The sequence below is a fragment of the Klebsiella sp. DY2415 genome (genome assembly GCF_026314315.1).
Taxonomy (GTDB): Bacteria; Pseudomonadota; Gammaproteobacteria; order Enterobacterales; family Enterobacteriaceae; genus Klebsiella; species Klebsiella ornithinolytica.
This window is the reverse complement of the sequence record NZ_CP111115.1, coordinates 4,670,610-4,685,782: the sequence shown is the minus strand read 5'-3', so window position 1 is coordinate 4,685,782 and position 15,173 is coordinate 4,670,610. Positions and strand designations below refer to the sequence as shown.

At 54.1% G+C, this 15,173-nt stretch carries 15 protein-coding genes; 9 read left to right on the top strand and 6 right to left on the bottom strand.

Annotated elements, in window-relative coordinates:
• Nucleotides 1–77 precede the first annotated feature (77 nt).
• A complete protein-coding gene (gene sgrT, locus OQV00_RS22245) occupies nt 78–230 on the top strand; it encodes a glucose uptake inhibitor SgrT (protein WP_004857824.1) in 153 nt (50 codons plus the stop codon).
• A gap of 188 nt (nt 231–418) precedes the next feature.
• On the top strand, nt 419–1,603 hold the full coding sequence (locus tag OQV00_RS22240) for a sugar efflux transporter (RefSeq protein WP_004857826.1): 1,185 nt from the start codon (nt 419–421) through the stop codon (nt 1,601–1,603).
• Between the two features lie 40 nt (nt 1,604–1,643).
• On the opposite strand, the gene aroD is transcribed toward OQV00_RS22240, so the two are convergent.
• The 6 genes from aroD to leuL form a co-directional block, all read right to left on the bottom strand.
• Nucleotides 1,644–2,399, bottom strand: a complete 756-nt coding sequence (aroD, locus tag OQV00_RS22235) for a type I 3-dehydroquinate dehydratase (protein ID WP_044023567.1) — start codon at nt 2,397–2,399, stop codon at nt 1,644–1,646.
• 106 nt (nt 2,400–2,505) lie between these two features.
• On the bottom strand, nt 2,506–3,111 hold the full coding sequence (leuD, locus tag OQV00_RS22230) for a 3-isopropylmalate dehydratase small subunit (protein ID WP_004857830.1): 606 nt from the start codon (nt 3,109–3,111) through the stop codon (nt 2,506–2,508).
• Between the two features lie 10 nt (nt 3,112–3,121).
• Nucleotides 3,122–4,522, bottom strand: coding sequence for a 3-isopropylmalate dehydratase large subunit (gene leuC, locus OQV00_RS22225; RefSeq protein WP_004857832.1), 1,401 nt, complete (start codon nt 4,520–4,522; stop codon nt 3,122–3,124).
• Nucleotides 4,523–4,524: 2 nt separating this feature from the next.
• The gene (gene leuB / locus OQV00_RS22220; RefSeq protein ID WP_004857834.1) at nt 4,525–5,616 is read right to left on the bottom strand and encodes a 3-isopropylmalate dehydrogenase; all 1,092 of its coding nucleotides are present in this window, start codon (nt 5,614–5,616) and stop codon (nt 4,525–4,527) included.
• A complete protein-coding gene (gene leuA, locus OQV00_RS22215; protein ID WP_004857836.1) occupies nt 5,616–7,187 on the bottom strand; it encodes a 2-isopropylmalate synthase in 1,572 nt (523 codons plus the stop codon). The genes leuB and leuA overlap by 1 nt, the downstream gene beginning before the upstream one ends.
• A 96-nt stretch (nt 7,188–7,283) precedes the next feature.
• Complete coding sequence (gene leuL, locus OQV00_RS22210) at nt 7,284–7,370, bottom strand: leu operon leader peptide (RefSeq protein WP_049267590.1); 87 nt, start codon at nt 7,368–7,370, stop codon at nt 7,284–7,286.
• A 607-nt stretch (nt 7,371–7,977) separates the two neighbouring features.
• Here leuL and leuO point away from each other — a divergent pair.
• The 7 genes from leuO (at nt 7,978) to ftsL (ending at nt 15,170) form a co-directional block, all read left to right on the top strand.
• Nucleotides 7,978–8,946: a transcriptional regulator LeuO gene (gene leuO, locus OQV00_RS22205; protein ID WP_086817614.1), complete on the top strand. Its 969-nt coding sequence runs from the start codon at nt 7,978–7,980 to the stop codon at nt 8,944–8,946.
• Nucleotides 8,947–9,340: 394 nt separating this feature from the next.
• The gene (ilvI, locus tag OQV00_RS22200) at nt 9,341–11,065 is read left to right on the top strand and encodes an acetolactate synthase 3 large subunit (protein ID WP_004857841.1); all 1,725 of its coding nucleotides are present in this window, start codon (nt 9,341–9,343) and stop codon (nt 11,063–11,065) included.
• A gap of 2 nt (nt 11,066–11,067) precedes the next feature.
• Complete coding sequence (gene ilvN / locus OQV00_RS22195) at nt 11,068–11,559, top strand: acetolactate synthase small subunit (RefSeq protein ID WP_004857843.1); 492 nt, start codon at nt 11,068–11,070, stop codon at nt 11,557–11,559.
• A 180-nt stretch (nt 11,560–11,739) separates the two neighbouring features.
• Nucleotides 11,740–12,744, top strand: coding sequence for a catabolite repressor/activator (gene cra / locus OQV00_RS22190; protein WP_004857845.1), 1,005 nt, complete (start codon nt 11,740–11,742; stop codon nt 12,742–12,744).
• A gap of 662 nt (nt 12,745–13,406) precedes the next feature.
• Complete coding sequence (mraZ, locus tag OQV00_RS22185; protein WP_004857850.1) at nt 13,407–13,865, top strand: division/cell wall cluster transcriptional repressor MraZ; 459 nt, start codon at nt 13,407–13,409, stop codon at nt 13,863–13,865.
• A 1-nt stretch (nt 13,866) separates the two neighbouring features.
• Nucleotides 13,867–14,808, top strand: a complete 942-nt coding sequence (gene rsmH / locus OQV00_RS22180; RefSeq protein ID WP_004857852.1) for a 16S rRNA (cytosine(1402)-N(4))-methyltransferase RsmH — start codon at nt 13,867–13,869, stop codon at nt 14,806–14,808.
• The gene (gene ftsL / locus OQV00_RS22175; protein WP_004857854.1) at nt 14,805–15,170 is read left to right on the top strand and encodes a cell division protein FtsL; all 366 of its coding nucleotides are present in this window, start codon (nt 14,805–14,807) and stop codon (nt 15,168–15,170) included. Before rsmH ends, ftsL begins: the two co-directional genes overlap by 4 nt.
• Nucleotides 15,171–15,173 lie beyond the last annotated feature (3 nt).

The window sequence follows — 15,173 nt, the reverse complement described above, 5'->3', positions numbered from 1 at the left end:
CTCCTGATGAAAACTCAGCAATTTATTAATCCCTATATTAGGCCAATAATGCATTCCGATGAAGCGAGGAGGTGAATATGATGAGGTCTACCGCGAAACAGTTCTACCAACGCTACTTTTCTGCGACGCAGGACGCGTCATGGCTGGCCCGCCTGATGGCAGGGAGACAGCAGAAGATTCTTGGCGAGCTGATGCAGTGGGGAGTTACGTCACAGACCTCTGATCATTGACTTGCCCACATCATGTGTGACTGAGTATTGGTGTGTACTTATCCTCTTTCAGACCCAGGCCAGTTGACTGAACCATAACGTTTCGGTCGCCAGCCTGTCACTTGAAACAGATAGAGTATAAAATCACCCGCCAGCAGATGACTTCTGCTGGCTTTTTTCGTTTTCTTCGCGTGCTTTAAGGACATGACATGCTCTGGTTGATGACGATGGGACGGCGGCTTAACGGTGTATACGCGGCGTTTATGCTGGTCGCTTTTATGATGGGTATTGCGGGCGCGCTGCAGGCGCCAACCCTCAGCTTGTTCCTCAGCCGCGAAGTGGGCGCACAGCCTTTCTGGGTCGGCCTGTTTTATACCGTTAACGCGATCGCCGGTATTCTGGTGAGCCTGGCGCTGGCGAAACGTTCCGATAGCCAGGGGGATCGCCGCCGGCTGATCATGTTCTGCTGTCTGATGGCGGTGGGCAACGCGCTACTGTTTGCTTTTAACCGTCACTACTTAACATTGATCACCTGCGGTGTGATGCTGGCGTCGATTGCCAATGCCGCGATGCCCCAGCTGTTCGCCCTGGCGCGGGAATATGCCGATAGTTCGGCGCGGGAAGTGGTGATGTTCAGCTCGGTGATGCGTGCGCAGCTGTCGCTGGCGTGGGTGATCGGACCGCCGCTGGCCTTCATGCTGGCGCTGAACTATGGCTTTACCACCATGTTCTCGATTGCGGCCGGTATTTTCGTCATTAGCCTGGCGTTAATTGCCGTTAAGCTGCCGTCGGTTGCCCGAGTGGAACAGCCTGCGGAAGCGGCGGGCGTCGTAGTGCAGGCCGGCGGCTGGCAAGATAAAAACGTACGTATGTTGTTTATCGCGTCGACGCTGATGTGGACCTGCAACACCATGTATATCATCGATATGCCGCTGTGGATCAGTAGCGATCTTGGCTTGCCGGATAGCCTGGCCGGGATCCTGATGGGGACGGCGGCCGGGCTGGAAATCCCGGCGATGATCCTGGCGGGGTATTACGTCAAGCGCTGGGGCAAACGTAAAATGATGGTCGCCGCGGTGGCTGCCGGCGTGCTGTTCTATCTTGGCCTGATTGTGTTCCACGAGCGTACCGCGCTGCTGGCGCTGCAGCTGTTCAACGCCATTTTTATCGGTATTGTCGCCGGGATTGGCATGCTGTGGTTCCAGGATCTGATGCCTGGACGGGCCGGGGCCGCCACCACGCTGTTTACCAACAGTATTTCCACCGGAGTGATTCTCGCCGGCGTGCTGCAGGGAGCGCTGTCGCAAAACTATGGCCACGCCAGCGTGTACTGGGTCATTGCCGCCATCTCGCTGCTGACGCTGTTTCTGACCAGCAAAGTCAAAGATATTTAGCCAGGCGCCGCACCGCAGATTGCTGCGATGCGGCGTGCTTTCAGGACAGAATATTCATCATTTCCCGCAGCTGACGCACGGCAATTTGTCCGGGTGCCGATGCCTGGCCCACGCTGCCAAACGTCATCGCTGAGCCGAACAGGCGTCCGGTGACCCGGCTGACGCCGCCCAGTTTGCCCATCGACATCGTGATTAACGGGCGGGTGGCGTACCGTTCTTTCATGACCAGAGTGGCAGACAGTAATGTCAGCACGTCTTGCGGCGACTGAGGCATGACCGCGATTTTCGGCAGATCGGCGCCCAGCTCCTGCATGCGGCGTAGCCGGGCGATAATCTCTTCCTGCGCCGGTGTTGTTTGGAAATCATGATTGCTCATAATCACTTTTACCCCGGCGGCATGAGCTTCATCGATCAGCGCCCGGATCGGCATTTCGTCATTGAAGAGCTCAATATCAATGATGTCCACCAGCCCGCTGGCAACGGCCAGACGGTTGAGTGCGAAGTACGCGTCATCGCCGATCTCCGTTTCACCTCCCTCTTTATGGCTGCGGAAGGTGAACAGCAGCGGTATATCGGCGAGCAGCCGGCGAATCTCCGTCAGCGCCAGCAGGACCTGATCCCGATCGCCGACAGAGGTAAAATGGTCGACACGCCATTCGATAAGATCGGCTCCGGCCTCCGCCAGCGTGCGGGCATGGGCTTTCAGCTCGTCGAGCGTCTGGCCGATTAGCGGCACGCAAATTAACGTGGTGCCTTCCTGGAAGGTGATATTTTTAATGGTAACAGCGGTCGTCATGTGAGGGTCCATCGGTCAGGGCGGGCTCTTTTCTTGCCGTAAGCCGCGCGAAAAACCTAAAAAAATGCCCGGTCACAAGGACCGGGCTCGGGGATCAACGGCGTGGTTAGTTCATAAAGGCCGGCAGTTTGTTTTCATAGGCTGAAATCGCCTCTTCGTGCTGCAGCGTCAGACCGATGCTATCAAGTCCGTTGAGCATACAGTGGCGACGGAAGGCATCAATTTTAAAGCTGTAGGTTTTGTCGCCCGCTTTCACCACTTCGGATTCCAGATCCACTTCGAACGTCATACCGGGGTTCGCCTGAACCAGCTTGAACATCTCGTCGACCTGTTCATCGCTCAGCGTCACCGGCAGCAGCTGGTTGTTAAAGCTGTTACCGTAAAAGATATCGGCGAAGCTGGGGGCGATAACCACTTTAAAACCGTAATCGGTCAATGCCCACGGCGCGTGCTCACGGGAGGAGCCGCAGCCGAAGTTTTCCCGCGCCAGCAGGATCGATGCGCCTTTATACTCCGGGAAGTTAAGGACGAATTCCGGGTTTGGCTGTTGTCCACGATCGTCAAGAAAACGCCAGTCGTTGAACAGATGCGCGCCAAAACCGGTGCGCGTCACTTTCTGCAGGAACTGCTTAGGAATGATCGCATCGGTATCGACGTTTGCGGCATCCAGCGGAACCACCAGGCCCGTATGTTGGGTAAATTTCTCTGCCATGATGGTCTCCTTATTTGATGTCGCGAATATCGGCGAAATGGCCGGTCACGGCTGCCGCTGCGGCCATCGCCGGGCTGACTAAGTGGGTACGTCCGCCGCGGCCCTGACGGCCTTCAAAGTTACGGTTGCTGGTTGATGCGCAGCGCTCGCCAGGATTCAGGCGATCGTTGTTCATGGCCAGGCACATGGAGCAGCCCGGCAGACGCCATTCAAAACCGGCTTCGATAAAGATCTTATCCAGACCTTCGGCTTCCGCCTGAGCTTTCACCGGGCCAGAACCCGGGACCACCAATGCCTGCACGCCCGGCGCGACTTTGCGGCCTTTAGCGACTTCGGCCGCGGCGCGCAAATCTTCAATACGCGAGTTGGTACAGGAGCCGATGAACACTTTATCGATAGCCACGTCGGTTAACGGGATACCTGGTTTCAGGCCCATATAGGCCAGCGCTTTTTCCGCGCTCGCCCGCTCGACCGGATCGGCGAAAGAGGCCGGGTCGGGAATCATCTCGTTAACGGAAATGACCTGACCTGGGTTTGTACCCCAGGTAACCTGCGGGGCAATCTCTTCTGCCTGCAGGGTCACGACGGTGTCAAAGGTGGCGTCAGCGTCTGTTTTCAGGGTTTTCCAGTATTCAACAGCCGCGTCGAAGTCCTGGCCTTTTGGCGCGTGCAAACGACCCTTCACATAGTTAAAGGTGGTTTCATCCGGCGCGACCAGACCTGCTTTCGCACCCATTTCGATGGCCATATTGCACAGCGTCATACGACCTTCCATGCTCAGATCGCGAATGGCTTCACCGCAGAACTCCACCACGTGGCCGGTGCCGCCGGCGCTACCGGTTTTGCCAATGATGGCCAGCACGATATCTTTAGCGGTGATGCCCGGCGCTGCTTTGCCATTCACTTCAATCTTCATGGTCCTGGCACGGCCCTGCTTCAGGGTCTGAGTCGCCAGGACGTGCTCAACTTCGGAGGTGCCGATACCAAAAGCCAGCGCGCCAAATGCGCCGTGAGTGGCGGTGTGGGAATCGCCGCAGACGATGGTCATCCCCGGCAGGGTCACGCCCTGTTCCGGCCCCATCACGTGGACGATACCCTGATACGGGTGGTTCAGATCGTACAGCTCAACGCCGAACTCCTGGCAGTTTTTGATCAGCTCCTGCATCTGAATGCGCGCCATTTCGCCGGACGCGTTGATATCTTTCGTCTGGGTAGAAACGTTATGGTCCATGGTGGCGAAGGTTTTACCCGGCTGACGAACCTGACGGTTGTGCGCGCGCAGGCCGTCAAAGGCCTGTGGTGAGGTCACTTCATGCACCAGATGACGGTCGATATACAGCAGCGGGGTTTCGTTCTGCGCTTCATAAACGACATGCGCATCAAACAACTTTTCGTATAAGGTCTTCGCCATGATTACACCCCTTCAGCGACATAGCGGGCAATGATATCGCCCATTTCATCGGTACTGACCGCCGCCGTGCCGCGCGCTAAATCGCCGGTACGCACGCCTTCTTCTAATGCACGGTTGATCGCGCTCTCAATCGCTGTTGCCGCGTTATCGGCATCCAGGCTGTAGCGCAGCAAAAGCGCCAGAGAGAGGATCTGCGCGATAGGGTTGGCGATATTTTTGCCAGCGATATCCGGAGCTGAGCCGCCTGCTGGTTCATACAGACCAAAACCTTGTTCATTGAGGCTGGCCGACGGCAGCATGCCCATTGAGCCGGTGATCATGGCGCATTCGTCAGACAGGATGTCGCCGAACAGGTTGGAACACAGCAGAACGTCAAACTGGGACGGGTCTTTAATCAGCTGCATGGTGGCGTTGTCGATGTACATATGCGCCAGCTCAACGTCCGGGTATTCTTTGGCGATCTCGCTGACCACTTCGCGCCACAGAATAGATGACTGCAGAACGTTCGCTTTATCGATAGAAGTCACTTTATTACGCCGTTTGCGTGCGGACTGAAACGCGATATGCGCGATGCGCTCGATTTCAAAGCGATGATAGACCTCGGTATCAAATGCTTTTTCGTGTTGACCGCTGCCCTCGCGGCCTTTCGGCTGGCCGAAGTAGATCCCGCCGGTTAATTCGCGGACGCACAGAATGTCGAAGCCGTTTGCCGCGATATCCGCACGCAGCGGGCAAAACTCTTCCAGCCCCTGGTACAGCTTCGCCGGACGCAGGTTGCTGAACAGTTTGAAATGTTTACGCAGCGGCAGCAGCGCGCCGCGCTCCGGCTGACCGGCCGGCGGCAGATGTTCCCATTTCGGGCCGCCTACGGAGCCGAACAGAATCGCATCGGCCTGCTCACAGCCTTCTACCGTCGCCTGCGGCAGCGGGGTGCCCTGACGGTCGATAGCGATGCCGCCGACGTCATACTGACTGGTGGTAATGCGCATATCAAAACGGTGACGAACGGCTTCCAGTACTTTCATCGCCTGGTTCATGACTTCCGGGCCAATGCCATCACCTGGCAAAACAGCAATATGGTAATTCTTCGACATTACACGGTTTCCTTCTTGTTCTCGTTATTTTGAGCTTTGCGTTGCAACTCTTTTTCGACTTCTGCTGCGCGCCAGATATTGTTCAGCACGTGGACCATGGCTTTCGCGGAGGATTCAACGATATCCGTCGCCAGACCGACGCCGTGGAAGCGGCGACCGTTGTAGGTTACGACGATATCTACCTGACCCAGCGCGTCTTTGCCCTGACCTTTGGCGTTCAGGTCATATTTGACCAGCTCCACGTCATAGCCGGTGATACGGTTGATAGCCTGATAAATAGCGTCGACCGGGCCGTTGCCGTTAGCGGCTTCTGCTTTGGTCTCTTCACCGCAGACCAGTTTTACGGAGGCCGTGGCGATATCGCTGGAGCCTGACTGCACGCTGAAGTAATCCAGGCGGAAATGCTCCGGCTCTTCCTGCTGTTTGTTGATGAACGCCAGCGCTTCCAGATCGTAATCAAAGACCTGGCCTTTTTTGTCTGCCAGCTTCAGGAAGGCGTCGTAGAGGTGATCCATGTTGTAGTCGGTATCTTTGTAGCCCATCTCTTCCATACGGTGTTTCACTGCCGCACGGCCGGAGCGGGAAGTCAGGTTCAGCTGCACCTGATTCAGACCGATCGATTCCGGGGTCATGATTTCGTAGTTTTCGCGGTTCTTCAGCACGCCGTCCTGGTGGATGCCGGAGGAGTGGGCGAAGGCGCCGGTACCGACGATGGCTTTGTTGGCCGGAATGGGCATATTGCAAATCTGGCTGACGGTCTGGCTGGTACGCCAGATTTCGTTGTGATTAATGCCGGTGCGGACATCCATAATGTCTTTGCGCACCTTGATGGCCATAATCACTTCTTCCAGCGAACAGTTGCCCGCGCGCTCGCCGATACCGTTCATGGCGCCTTCAACCTGGCGAGCACCGGCGTGGACCGCGGCAATCGCGTTACCGACGGCCAGGCCTAAATCGTCATGGGTGTGCACGGAGATGATGGCTTTGTCGATATTCGGGACGCGATCGTACAGGCCGGTAATGATACTGGAGAACTCAAACGGCATGGTATAGCCGACGGTGTCCGGGATATTAATCGTGGTGGCGCCGGCGTTGATGGCGGCTTCGACCACGCGCGCCAGATCGGCGATCGGCGTACGGCCCGCATCTTCACAGGAGAATTCGACGTCGTCGGTATAGTTGCGTGCGCGTTTGATCATATAGATTGCGCGCTCAATGACCTCATCCAGGGTGCTACGCAGCTTGGTGGCGATGTGCATCGGCGAGGTGGCGATAAAGGTATGAATTCGGAACGCTTCGGCGACTTTTAAGGATTCTGCCGCCACATCAATGTCTTTCTCGACGCAACGAGCCAGGGCGCAGACGCGGCTGTTTTTGATGGTGCGTGCGATGGTTTGTACGGACTCGAAGTCGCCAGGAGATGAGACCGGGAAGCCGACTTCCATCACATCAACGCCCATCCGCTCCAGGGCCATCGCAATCTGCAGCTTCTCTTTCACGCTCAGGCTGGCCTGTAACGCTTGCTCCCCGTCACGTAAGGTCGTATCGAAAATAATGACTTGCTGGCTCATGGTTTAGATCCTTAATCGGTGTCCTGGGCGCCTTGCTTACGAGCATAAAAAAACCCGCGCAACGGCGCGGGTTTTATAGTCTTGCTGGAAGATGACTTAACGCTGAACGTCGCCCAACAGCCTACCGCGCATAGTGGATGCGTTTAGTAGTAGTAGGCCGGTGAAACGAGTGGTGCGAATCATTGCGTCATGCTCCAGATGAAATCGATATGCTTTTAGAGTTACTGGATACGCGTTTTGATGTCAACCCCTGGGCAACAAAAACCGCTTTTTACCTCACAATGGAATTAGTGTATTGTTCTGAGAAATGGCCTTATTTGCCGAGAATTATTTTTCAATTCACTCTGGCAGACTCTCAGTTAACGCTGCCGCTGCGATTGACTTTTCCCTTCTTGCCGCGTCACCGCCCGACATGGGTTGGAATTATCTTAATTACAGCCATTGGTTTATCGGTCTTATGAATATATTGATTTAAGTATTGTGAGAACGTCAATGATAATAAGCAGATAGTGCAGGTTGACGCTGAGTCAATGCATTGAAAAACGCTTAAATTAACGTTGGCGATGGGGAGTGTAGCGTTTTTTCTGCCAGTTATGTATTCCTTTAACGCTATCCACTCATCAATGGGCTTTCAGGCCTTTAGGATTTTTTCTGATAATTTAACGGAGGTCCGTGCAACTAATGGTTTTGATATATTCCTAAAATGCATTCTTGCTCTTTTGTATGTGACATATGTATGGTAAATGATATTTCCTTTGCCCATTGCCGCATTTTAATAAAGGGAATTTATCTGATGGTGGAGTTAGATATGATAATTGAAACCTCTGAACCTGAACCCGCCCTCGAAAGAGGAATGATTAAACCTCAGCTTAGAACGGTCGATCTTAATCTGCTTACCGTTTTTGATGCGGTCATGCAGGAACAAAATATTACGCGGGCGGCGCATTCGCTGGGGATGTCTCAGCCTGCGGTGAGTAATGCCGTAGCGCGACTAAAAGTAATGTTTAACGATGAGCTGTTTGTACGGTATGGGCGGGGTATTCAGCCGACGGCTCGTGCATTTCAGCTATTTGGCTCAATACGCCAGGCGCTGCAGCTGGTGCAAAATGAGTTGCCGGGTTCCGATTTTGAGCCGATAAGCAGTGAGCGCGTATTTAATCTCTGCATTTGCAGCCCGTTAGATAACTATCTTACTTCGATTATATTTAACAAAGTTAACGAAGTTGCACCAAATATTCATTTGATTTTTAAAGCATCCCTTAATCAAAACACCGAGCATCAATTACGCTATCAGGAAATAGAGTTTGTGGTTGGCTATGAGGAGTTTCGCCGCCCCGAGTTTGCCTGTGTGCCCTTGTTTAAAGATGAAATGATATTAGTAGCCAGCTGTAAACACCCGCGTATTTCCGGACCGGTGACGGAAGCGGATATTTATCGCGAAGAACATGCGGTTGTGGCTTTGGATCGCTATGCTTCGTTTAGCCTTCCCTGGTATAGCTCTGTCAATAAACAGACGCAAATTGCATATCAAGGGAATGCTATGGTCAGCGTGCTTAATGTGGTATCACAAACCCACATGGTGGCCATTGCCCCGAGCTGGCTGGCGAGGGAGTATGCAGAAAAGCTGAACCTGCAATTATTGCCGTTACCGCTAAAAGTGAATAACCGCACCTGTTTTCTTTCCTGGCATGAGGCCGCCGGTAGAGATAAAGGTCATCAGTGGATGCAGGATCTGCTGGTGCGAATTTGCCAGCGCTAAATATAGCTGTGCCTGAGCGGGAGCGCTCGCTCTCGCTTTATGTGATCAAAACCACAAAATATAGAATTTTATCCTGTTTGCCGCTCTTTGCCAGGGCGTGCAGCAAGTGAAAAATGGATGAATTTCTGTCATCAGACAATTTGTCCGAGTAATTTCAGCGCTCGTTTCTTATTTATGAAGCTTTCAACCACATTTCATATCAAATTCTTATCTTTTATTCTTTTGGCGGCTGACATGCGCCTGAGGTCGCTAATTGCCTGCCCGTTGGCGAGCAGTTATGGTAAGAGCACGCAGTCCATTCACCTCAATGGCCAGGAGCCGATTCCTGGCATTGTGCGAACGCGCGGAAATTGAATTCTGCTGTCGTTAGAAACAATAAGCCTGGAGGCAAACCATGGAGATGTTGTCAGGAGCCGAGATGGTCGTCCAATCGCTTGTCGATCAGGGCGTCAAGCAAGTATTCGGCTACCCCGGAGGCGCGGTCCTCGATATCTATGATGCATTACATACCCTGGGGGGTATTGACCATATTCTGGTACGCCACGAGCAGGCGGCAGTGCATATGGCGGATGGCCTTGCCCGAGCGACCGGTGAAGTAGGGGTTGTGCTGGTGACTTCGGGCCCGGGCGCGACGAATGCCATTACCGGTATTGCCACGGCATACATGGATTCTGTTCCGCTGGTGATTCTCTCCGGGCAGGTCGCGACTTCCTTGATTGGTTATGATGCCTTCCAGGAGTGCGATATGGTCGGCATCTCCCGACCGGTGGTGAAACACAGCTTTCTGGTCAAGCAGACGGAAGATATTCCCGGCGTGCTGAAAAAAGCGTTCTGGCTGGCTGCCAGCGGGCGTCCTGGTCCGGTGGTCGTTGATTTACCAAAAGATATCCTCAATCCGGCGAACAAGCTGCCGTACGCGTGGCCGGATAGCGTCAGCATGCGTTCTTACAACCCGACGACCAGCGGTCATAAAGGGCAAATTAAACGCGCTCTGCAGACGCTGGTGGCGGCAAAACATCCGGTTGTCTATGTCGGCGGCGGGGCGATTAACGCCGGATGTGAAGAACAGCTGCGTACCCTGGTAGAAAAACTGAATCTGCCGGTTGCTTCATCGCTGATGGGACTCGGTGCCTTTCCGGCCAGCCATTCCCAGGCGTTAGGTATGCTGGGGATGCATGGAACGTATGAAGCCAACATGACGATGCATCACTCCGATGTCATCTTTGCCGTCGGCGTGCGTTTTGACGATCGCACGACCAACAATCTGGCGAAGTACTGCCCGAATGCGACGGTGCTGCATATTGATATCGATCCGACGTCCATTTCGAAGACGGTTCCGGCAGATGTGCCGATCGTTGGCGATGCGCGTCAGGTCCTGGAGCAGATGCTTGAGCTACTTGAGCAGGAAGAAGCGCAGCAGCCGCTGGATGAGATCCGCGACTGGTGGCAGCAGATAGCGCAGTGGCGCGCGCGCCATTGTCTGCAATACGACACCCAAAGCGGCAAGATCAAACCGCAGGCCGTCATCGAGACCATCTGGCGCCTGACCAACGGCGATGCCTACGTGACCTCCGATGTTGGTCAGCACCAGATGTTTGCCGCCCTTTACTATCCTTTCGACAAGCCAAGACGTTGGATTAACTCAGGTGGTCTCGGCACGATGGGCTTCGGTTTGCCCGCTGCACTCGGCGTGAAGATGGCCTTACCGGAAGAAACGGTCGTTTGCGTGACCGGCGATGGCAGTATTCAGATGAATATTCAGGAGCTTTCCACCGCGCTGCAGTATGAGCTGCCGGTGCTGGTGTTGAATCTGAACAACCGCTACCTCGGAATGGTGAAGCAGTGGCAGGATATGATCTATTCCGGTCGCCATTCACAATCTTATATGGAGTCGCTCCCGGATTTCGTCCGGCTTGCGGAAGCCTATGGGCACGTAGGGATTCGCATCAGCGAGCCGCAGGAGCTGGAGTCTAAGCTGGCCGAAGCGCTGGAACAGGTGCGTAATCATCGTCTGGTGTTCGTTGATGTGACGGTGGACGGCAGCGAGCATGTGTATCCCATGCAGATCCGCGGCGGCGGCATGGATGAGATGTGGTTGAGCAAAACGGAGAGAACCTGATTATGCGCCGGATATTATCTGTCTTACTGGAAAACGAATCAGGCGCCTTATCACGCGTCATCGGCCTTTTCGCACAGCGCGGGTATAACATTGAAAGCCTGACGGTGGCCCCCACCGACGATCCGACGCTTTCGAGAATGACTATCCAGACCGTTGGCGATGAGAAAGCGATCGAGCAAATTGAAAAACAGCTGCATAAGCTGGTGGATGTACTGCGTGTCAGCGAGCTGGGGCAGAATTCGCACGTTGAGCGTGAAATTATGCTGGTGAAAGTCCAGGCGAGCGGTTTTGGCCGTGAAGAGGTGAAGCGCAACACGGAGATTTTCCGCGGGCAAATCATCGATGTCACGCCGTCACTGTATACCGTCCAGCTGGTAGGGACCAGCGATAAACTGGATGCCTTTATTGCTTCGTTACGCGACGTTGCGCGGATTGTTGAAGTGGCACGCTCCGGTGTGGTAGGACTCTCGCGCGGCGACAAAATCATGCGCTGAGTCCCTGAAACTGACGTAAAAATAGCCCGACACAATCTGTCGGGTTATTTTTTTGCGAAATCGGTGGGAACTGTAGACAAAACCGGTTGCTGCGCTAACTATTCTGCGTTTAGATGTTATGAAAATGAATCCATAGCTGAAGAAAGGTTATGTTCTGTACTCATTACCCAAGGGGCAATTGTGAAACTGGATGAAATCGCCCGGCTGGCCGGTGTCTCGCGTACCACCGCTAGCTATGTGATTAACGGTAAAGCGAAACAGTACCGCGTCAGCGACAAAACGGTCGAAAAGGTGATGGCCGTCGTTCGTGAGCACAACTACCATCCGAATGCGGTCGCTGCTGGCTTGCGTGCAGGACGCACGCGTTCTATTGGTCTGGTGATTCCCGATCTGGAAAATACCAGCTATACCCGTATTGCTAACTATCTTGAGCGTCAGGCGCGCCAGCGCGGCTATCAGCTGCTGATCGCCTGTTCGGAAGATCAGCCTGACAACGAGATGCGCTGCATTGAGCATCTGCTACAGCGCCAGGTGGATGCCATTATCGTCTCGACGTCATTACCGCCTGAGCACCCGTTCTATCAACGCTGGGCCAACGATCCTTTCCCGATTGTCGCCCTGGATCGCGCGCTCGATCGCGAGCATTTCACCAGCGTTGTTGGCGCCGATCAGGATGACGCCGAAATGCTGGCCGCTGAACTGCGCAAATTCCCGGGGGAAAACGTCCTGTATCTTGGTGCGCTACCGGAGCTGTCGGTCAGTTTCCTGCGTGAACAGGGCTTCCGTACCGCGTGGAATGACGATCCGCGTGAAGTGCAGTATCTGTACGCCAACAGCTTTGAACGCGAAGCGGCAGGGCAGTTGTTTGAGAAATGGCTGGAAACGCATCCCATGCCGCAGGCGCTGTTCACCACCTCATTTCCGCTGTTGCAGGGGGTGATGGATGTGACGCTGCGTCGGGAAGGGAAGCTGCCGTCCGAACTGGCTATTGCGACCTTCGGCGACAATGAGCTGCTCGACTTCCTGCAGTGTCCGGTACTGGCCGTGGCCCAGCGCCACCGCGATGTGGCGGAACGCGTGCTGGAAATTGTCCTCGCCAGCCTTGATGAGCCGCGTAAGCCAAAACCAGGATTAAGCCGTATCCGTCGTAATTTGTATCGCCGGGGAAGTTTGAACCGTCGCTGATGCGCCAGGCTTTCGATCGCCGGCCTCTGCGTGTGTCAAAAACCCGGAAAAGAGTGGCGTGACTCGCCAGACGAAAGTCGTCTGGCGATAATCCGTACAAATTACCATAAAAAAGTAAATTTGAATCGCTTTCAGACAAATCCCTAAACTTCTTTACGCATTATTTTGTTTTATTCTGGAGTTACCGCTTTCCGGCCCCCGTTAGCGATAAAAAAAAGTTAAATCAGTCTTTATTTGTATTATTTTGTTACATTCATTAAGTTAATCGCTGAATTAACACTCATTTTACGGCTCATCACCCGCTCATCTCCCCGCAACCCGCGACAAGAGTGCTTCTCTGACGGTAACAGGCACTGTTAACGGACATCATAATCGCCTAAAATGCCGCTCGCGTCGCAAACTGACACTTTATATTTTCCCACCGAAGATATTTTGTTGCTTTTAACTGTTACGAATTTGTTGGTTGTTTTCTTACACGTATTCATAGCGTTAATTTGCCTCGTTTGTTGATGATTATTTCATCAGGCCTAATATCGGCTGCAAATAATGGGTTTTTGAGCTTCGTTGGTATTCGTGCTGGCTTGACAAGCTTTTCCTCCGCTCCGTAAACTCCTTCTGGTGGGAATTTGTGGGTTAAAGTGGCGAAAAGGGGTGAGGCTGGCATGTTCCGTGGGGCAACGTTAGTCAATCTCGACAGCAAAGGCCGTCTGGCCGTACCGACGCGTTACCGCGACGGGCTGATCGAAGACGCTTCCGGTCAACTGGTTTGTACCATTGACATTCATCACCCGTGCCTGCTGCTTTACCCCTTGCCTGAATGGGAAATCATCGAGCAAAAATTGTCGCGTTTATCGAGCATGAATCCCGTTGAGCGGCGCGTCCAGCGCCTGCTTTTGGGTCATGCCAGCGAATGTCAGATGGATAATGCCGGGCGTCTCCTGATTGCGCCGGTGTTACGGCAGCATGCCGGGCTGACAAAAGAAGTGATGCTGGTCGGACAGTTCAATAAGTTTGAACTGTGGGATGAAACGACCTGGTATCAACGGGTCAAGGAAGATATCGACGCTGAGCAGTCGTCGACCGACGCGTTGTCGGAGCGTCTGCAGGATTTGTCTCTATAACATGATGGAAAATTTTAAACACACTACGGTACTTCTGGATGAAGCGGTTAACGGCCTGAATATTCGTCCGGATGGTATCTACATTGATGGGACCTTTGGTCGCGGTGGACACTCGCGCCTGATCCTTTCCCAACTGGGAGCGGAAGGACGCTTGCTGGCTATCGATCGCGATCCGCAGGCTATCGCCGTGGCGAAGACCATCGATGACCCTCGCTTTTCCATCGTACATGGACCTTTCTCTGCGCTGGCTGATTATGTGAGTGAGCGCGGACTAACTGGCAAGATCGACGGTATTCTTCTCGATCTTGGTGTCTCTTCACCTCAGCTTGATGATGCCGAGCGTGGCTTCTCGTTTATGCGCGATGGTCCGCTGGATATGCGTATGGACCCCACTCGCGGCCAGTCTGCCGCCGAGTGGTTGCAGACGGCGGACGAAGCGGATATCGCCTGGGTGATTAAAACCTTTGGCGAAGAGCGCTTCGGTAAGCGCATCGCGCGCGCCATCGTTGAGCGTAACCGTATCGAGCCCATGACCCGTACGAAAGAGCTGGCGGAAGTGGTGACGGCGGCGACGCCGGTGAAGGACAAATTCAAACATCCCGCGACCCGTACCTTCCAGGCGGTGCGCATCTGGGTGAACAGTGAACTGGAGGAGATAGAGCAGGCGCTAAAAAGCTCGCTCAGCGTGCTGGCCCCGGGCGGGCGGCTTTCGATCATCAGTTTCCACTCGCTGGAAGACCGTATTGTGAAGCGCTTCATGCGTGAGCAAAGCCGCGGTCCGCAGGTTCCGGCCGGGTTACCAATGACCGAAGAGCAGCTCAAAAAACTGGGTGGCCGTGAGTTGCGAGCACTAGGCAAGTTGATGCCGGGCGAAGAAGAGGTGGCAGAGAATCCACGGGCCCGTAGTTCAGTTCTGCGCATTGCAGAGAGGACGAACGCATGATCGGCAGAGTGACAGAAGCCTTAAGCAAAGTTAAAGGATCGTTAGGAAGCAACGAGCGCCATGCCTTGCCTGGCGTTATCGGGGACGATCTTCTGCGGTTTGGGAAGCTGCCACTCTGCCTGTTCATTTGCATCATCATTACGGCGATTACCGTGGTGACGACGGCTCACCATACCCGTCTGCTAACCGCGCAGCGTGAACAACTGGTTCTGGAACGTGACGCGCTGGATATTGAATGGCGAAACCTGATCCTCGAAGAGAACGCGCTCGGCGATCATAGTCGGGTTGAGCGGATCGCGACCGAGAAGTTGCAGATGCAACACGTTGATCCATCACAAGAAAATATCGTTGTACAAAAATAAGGA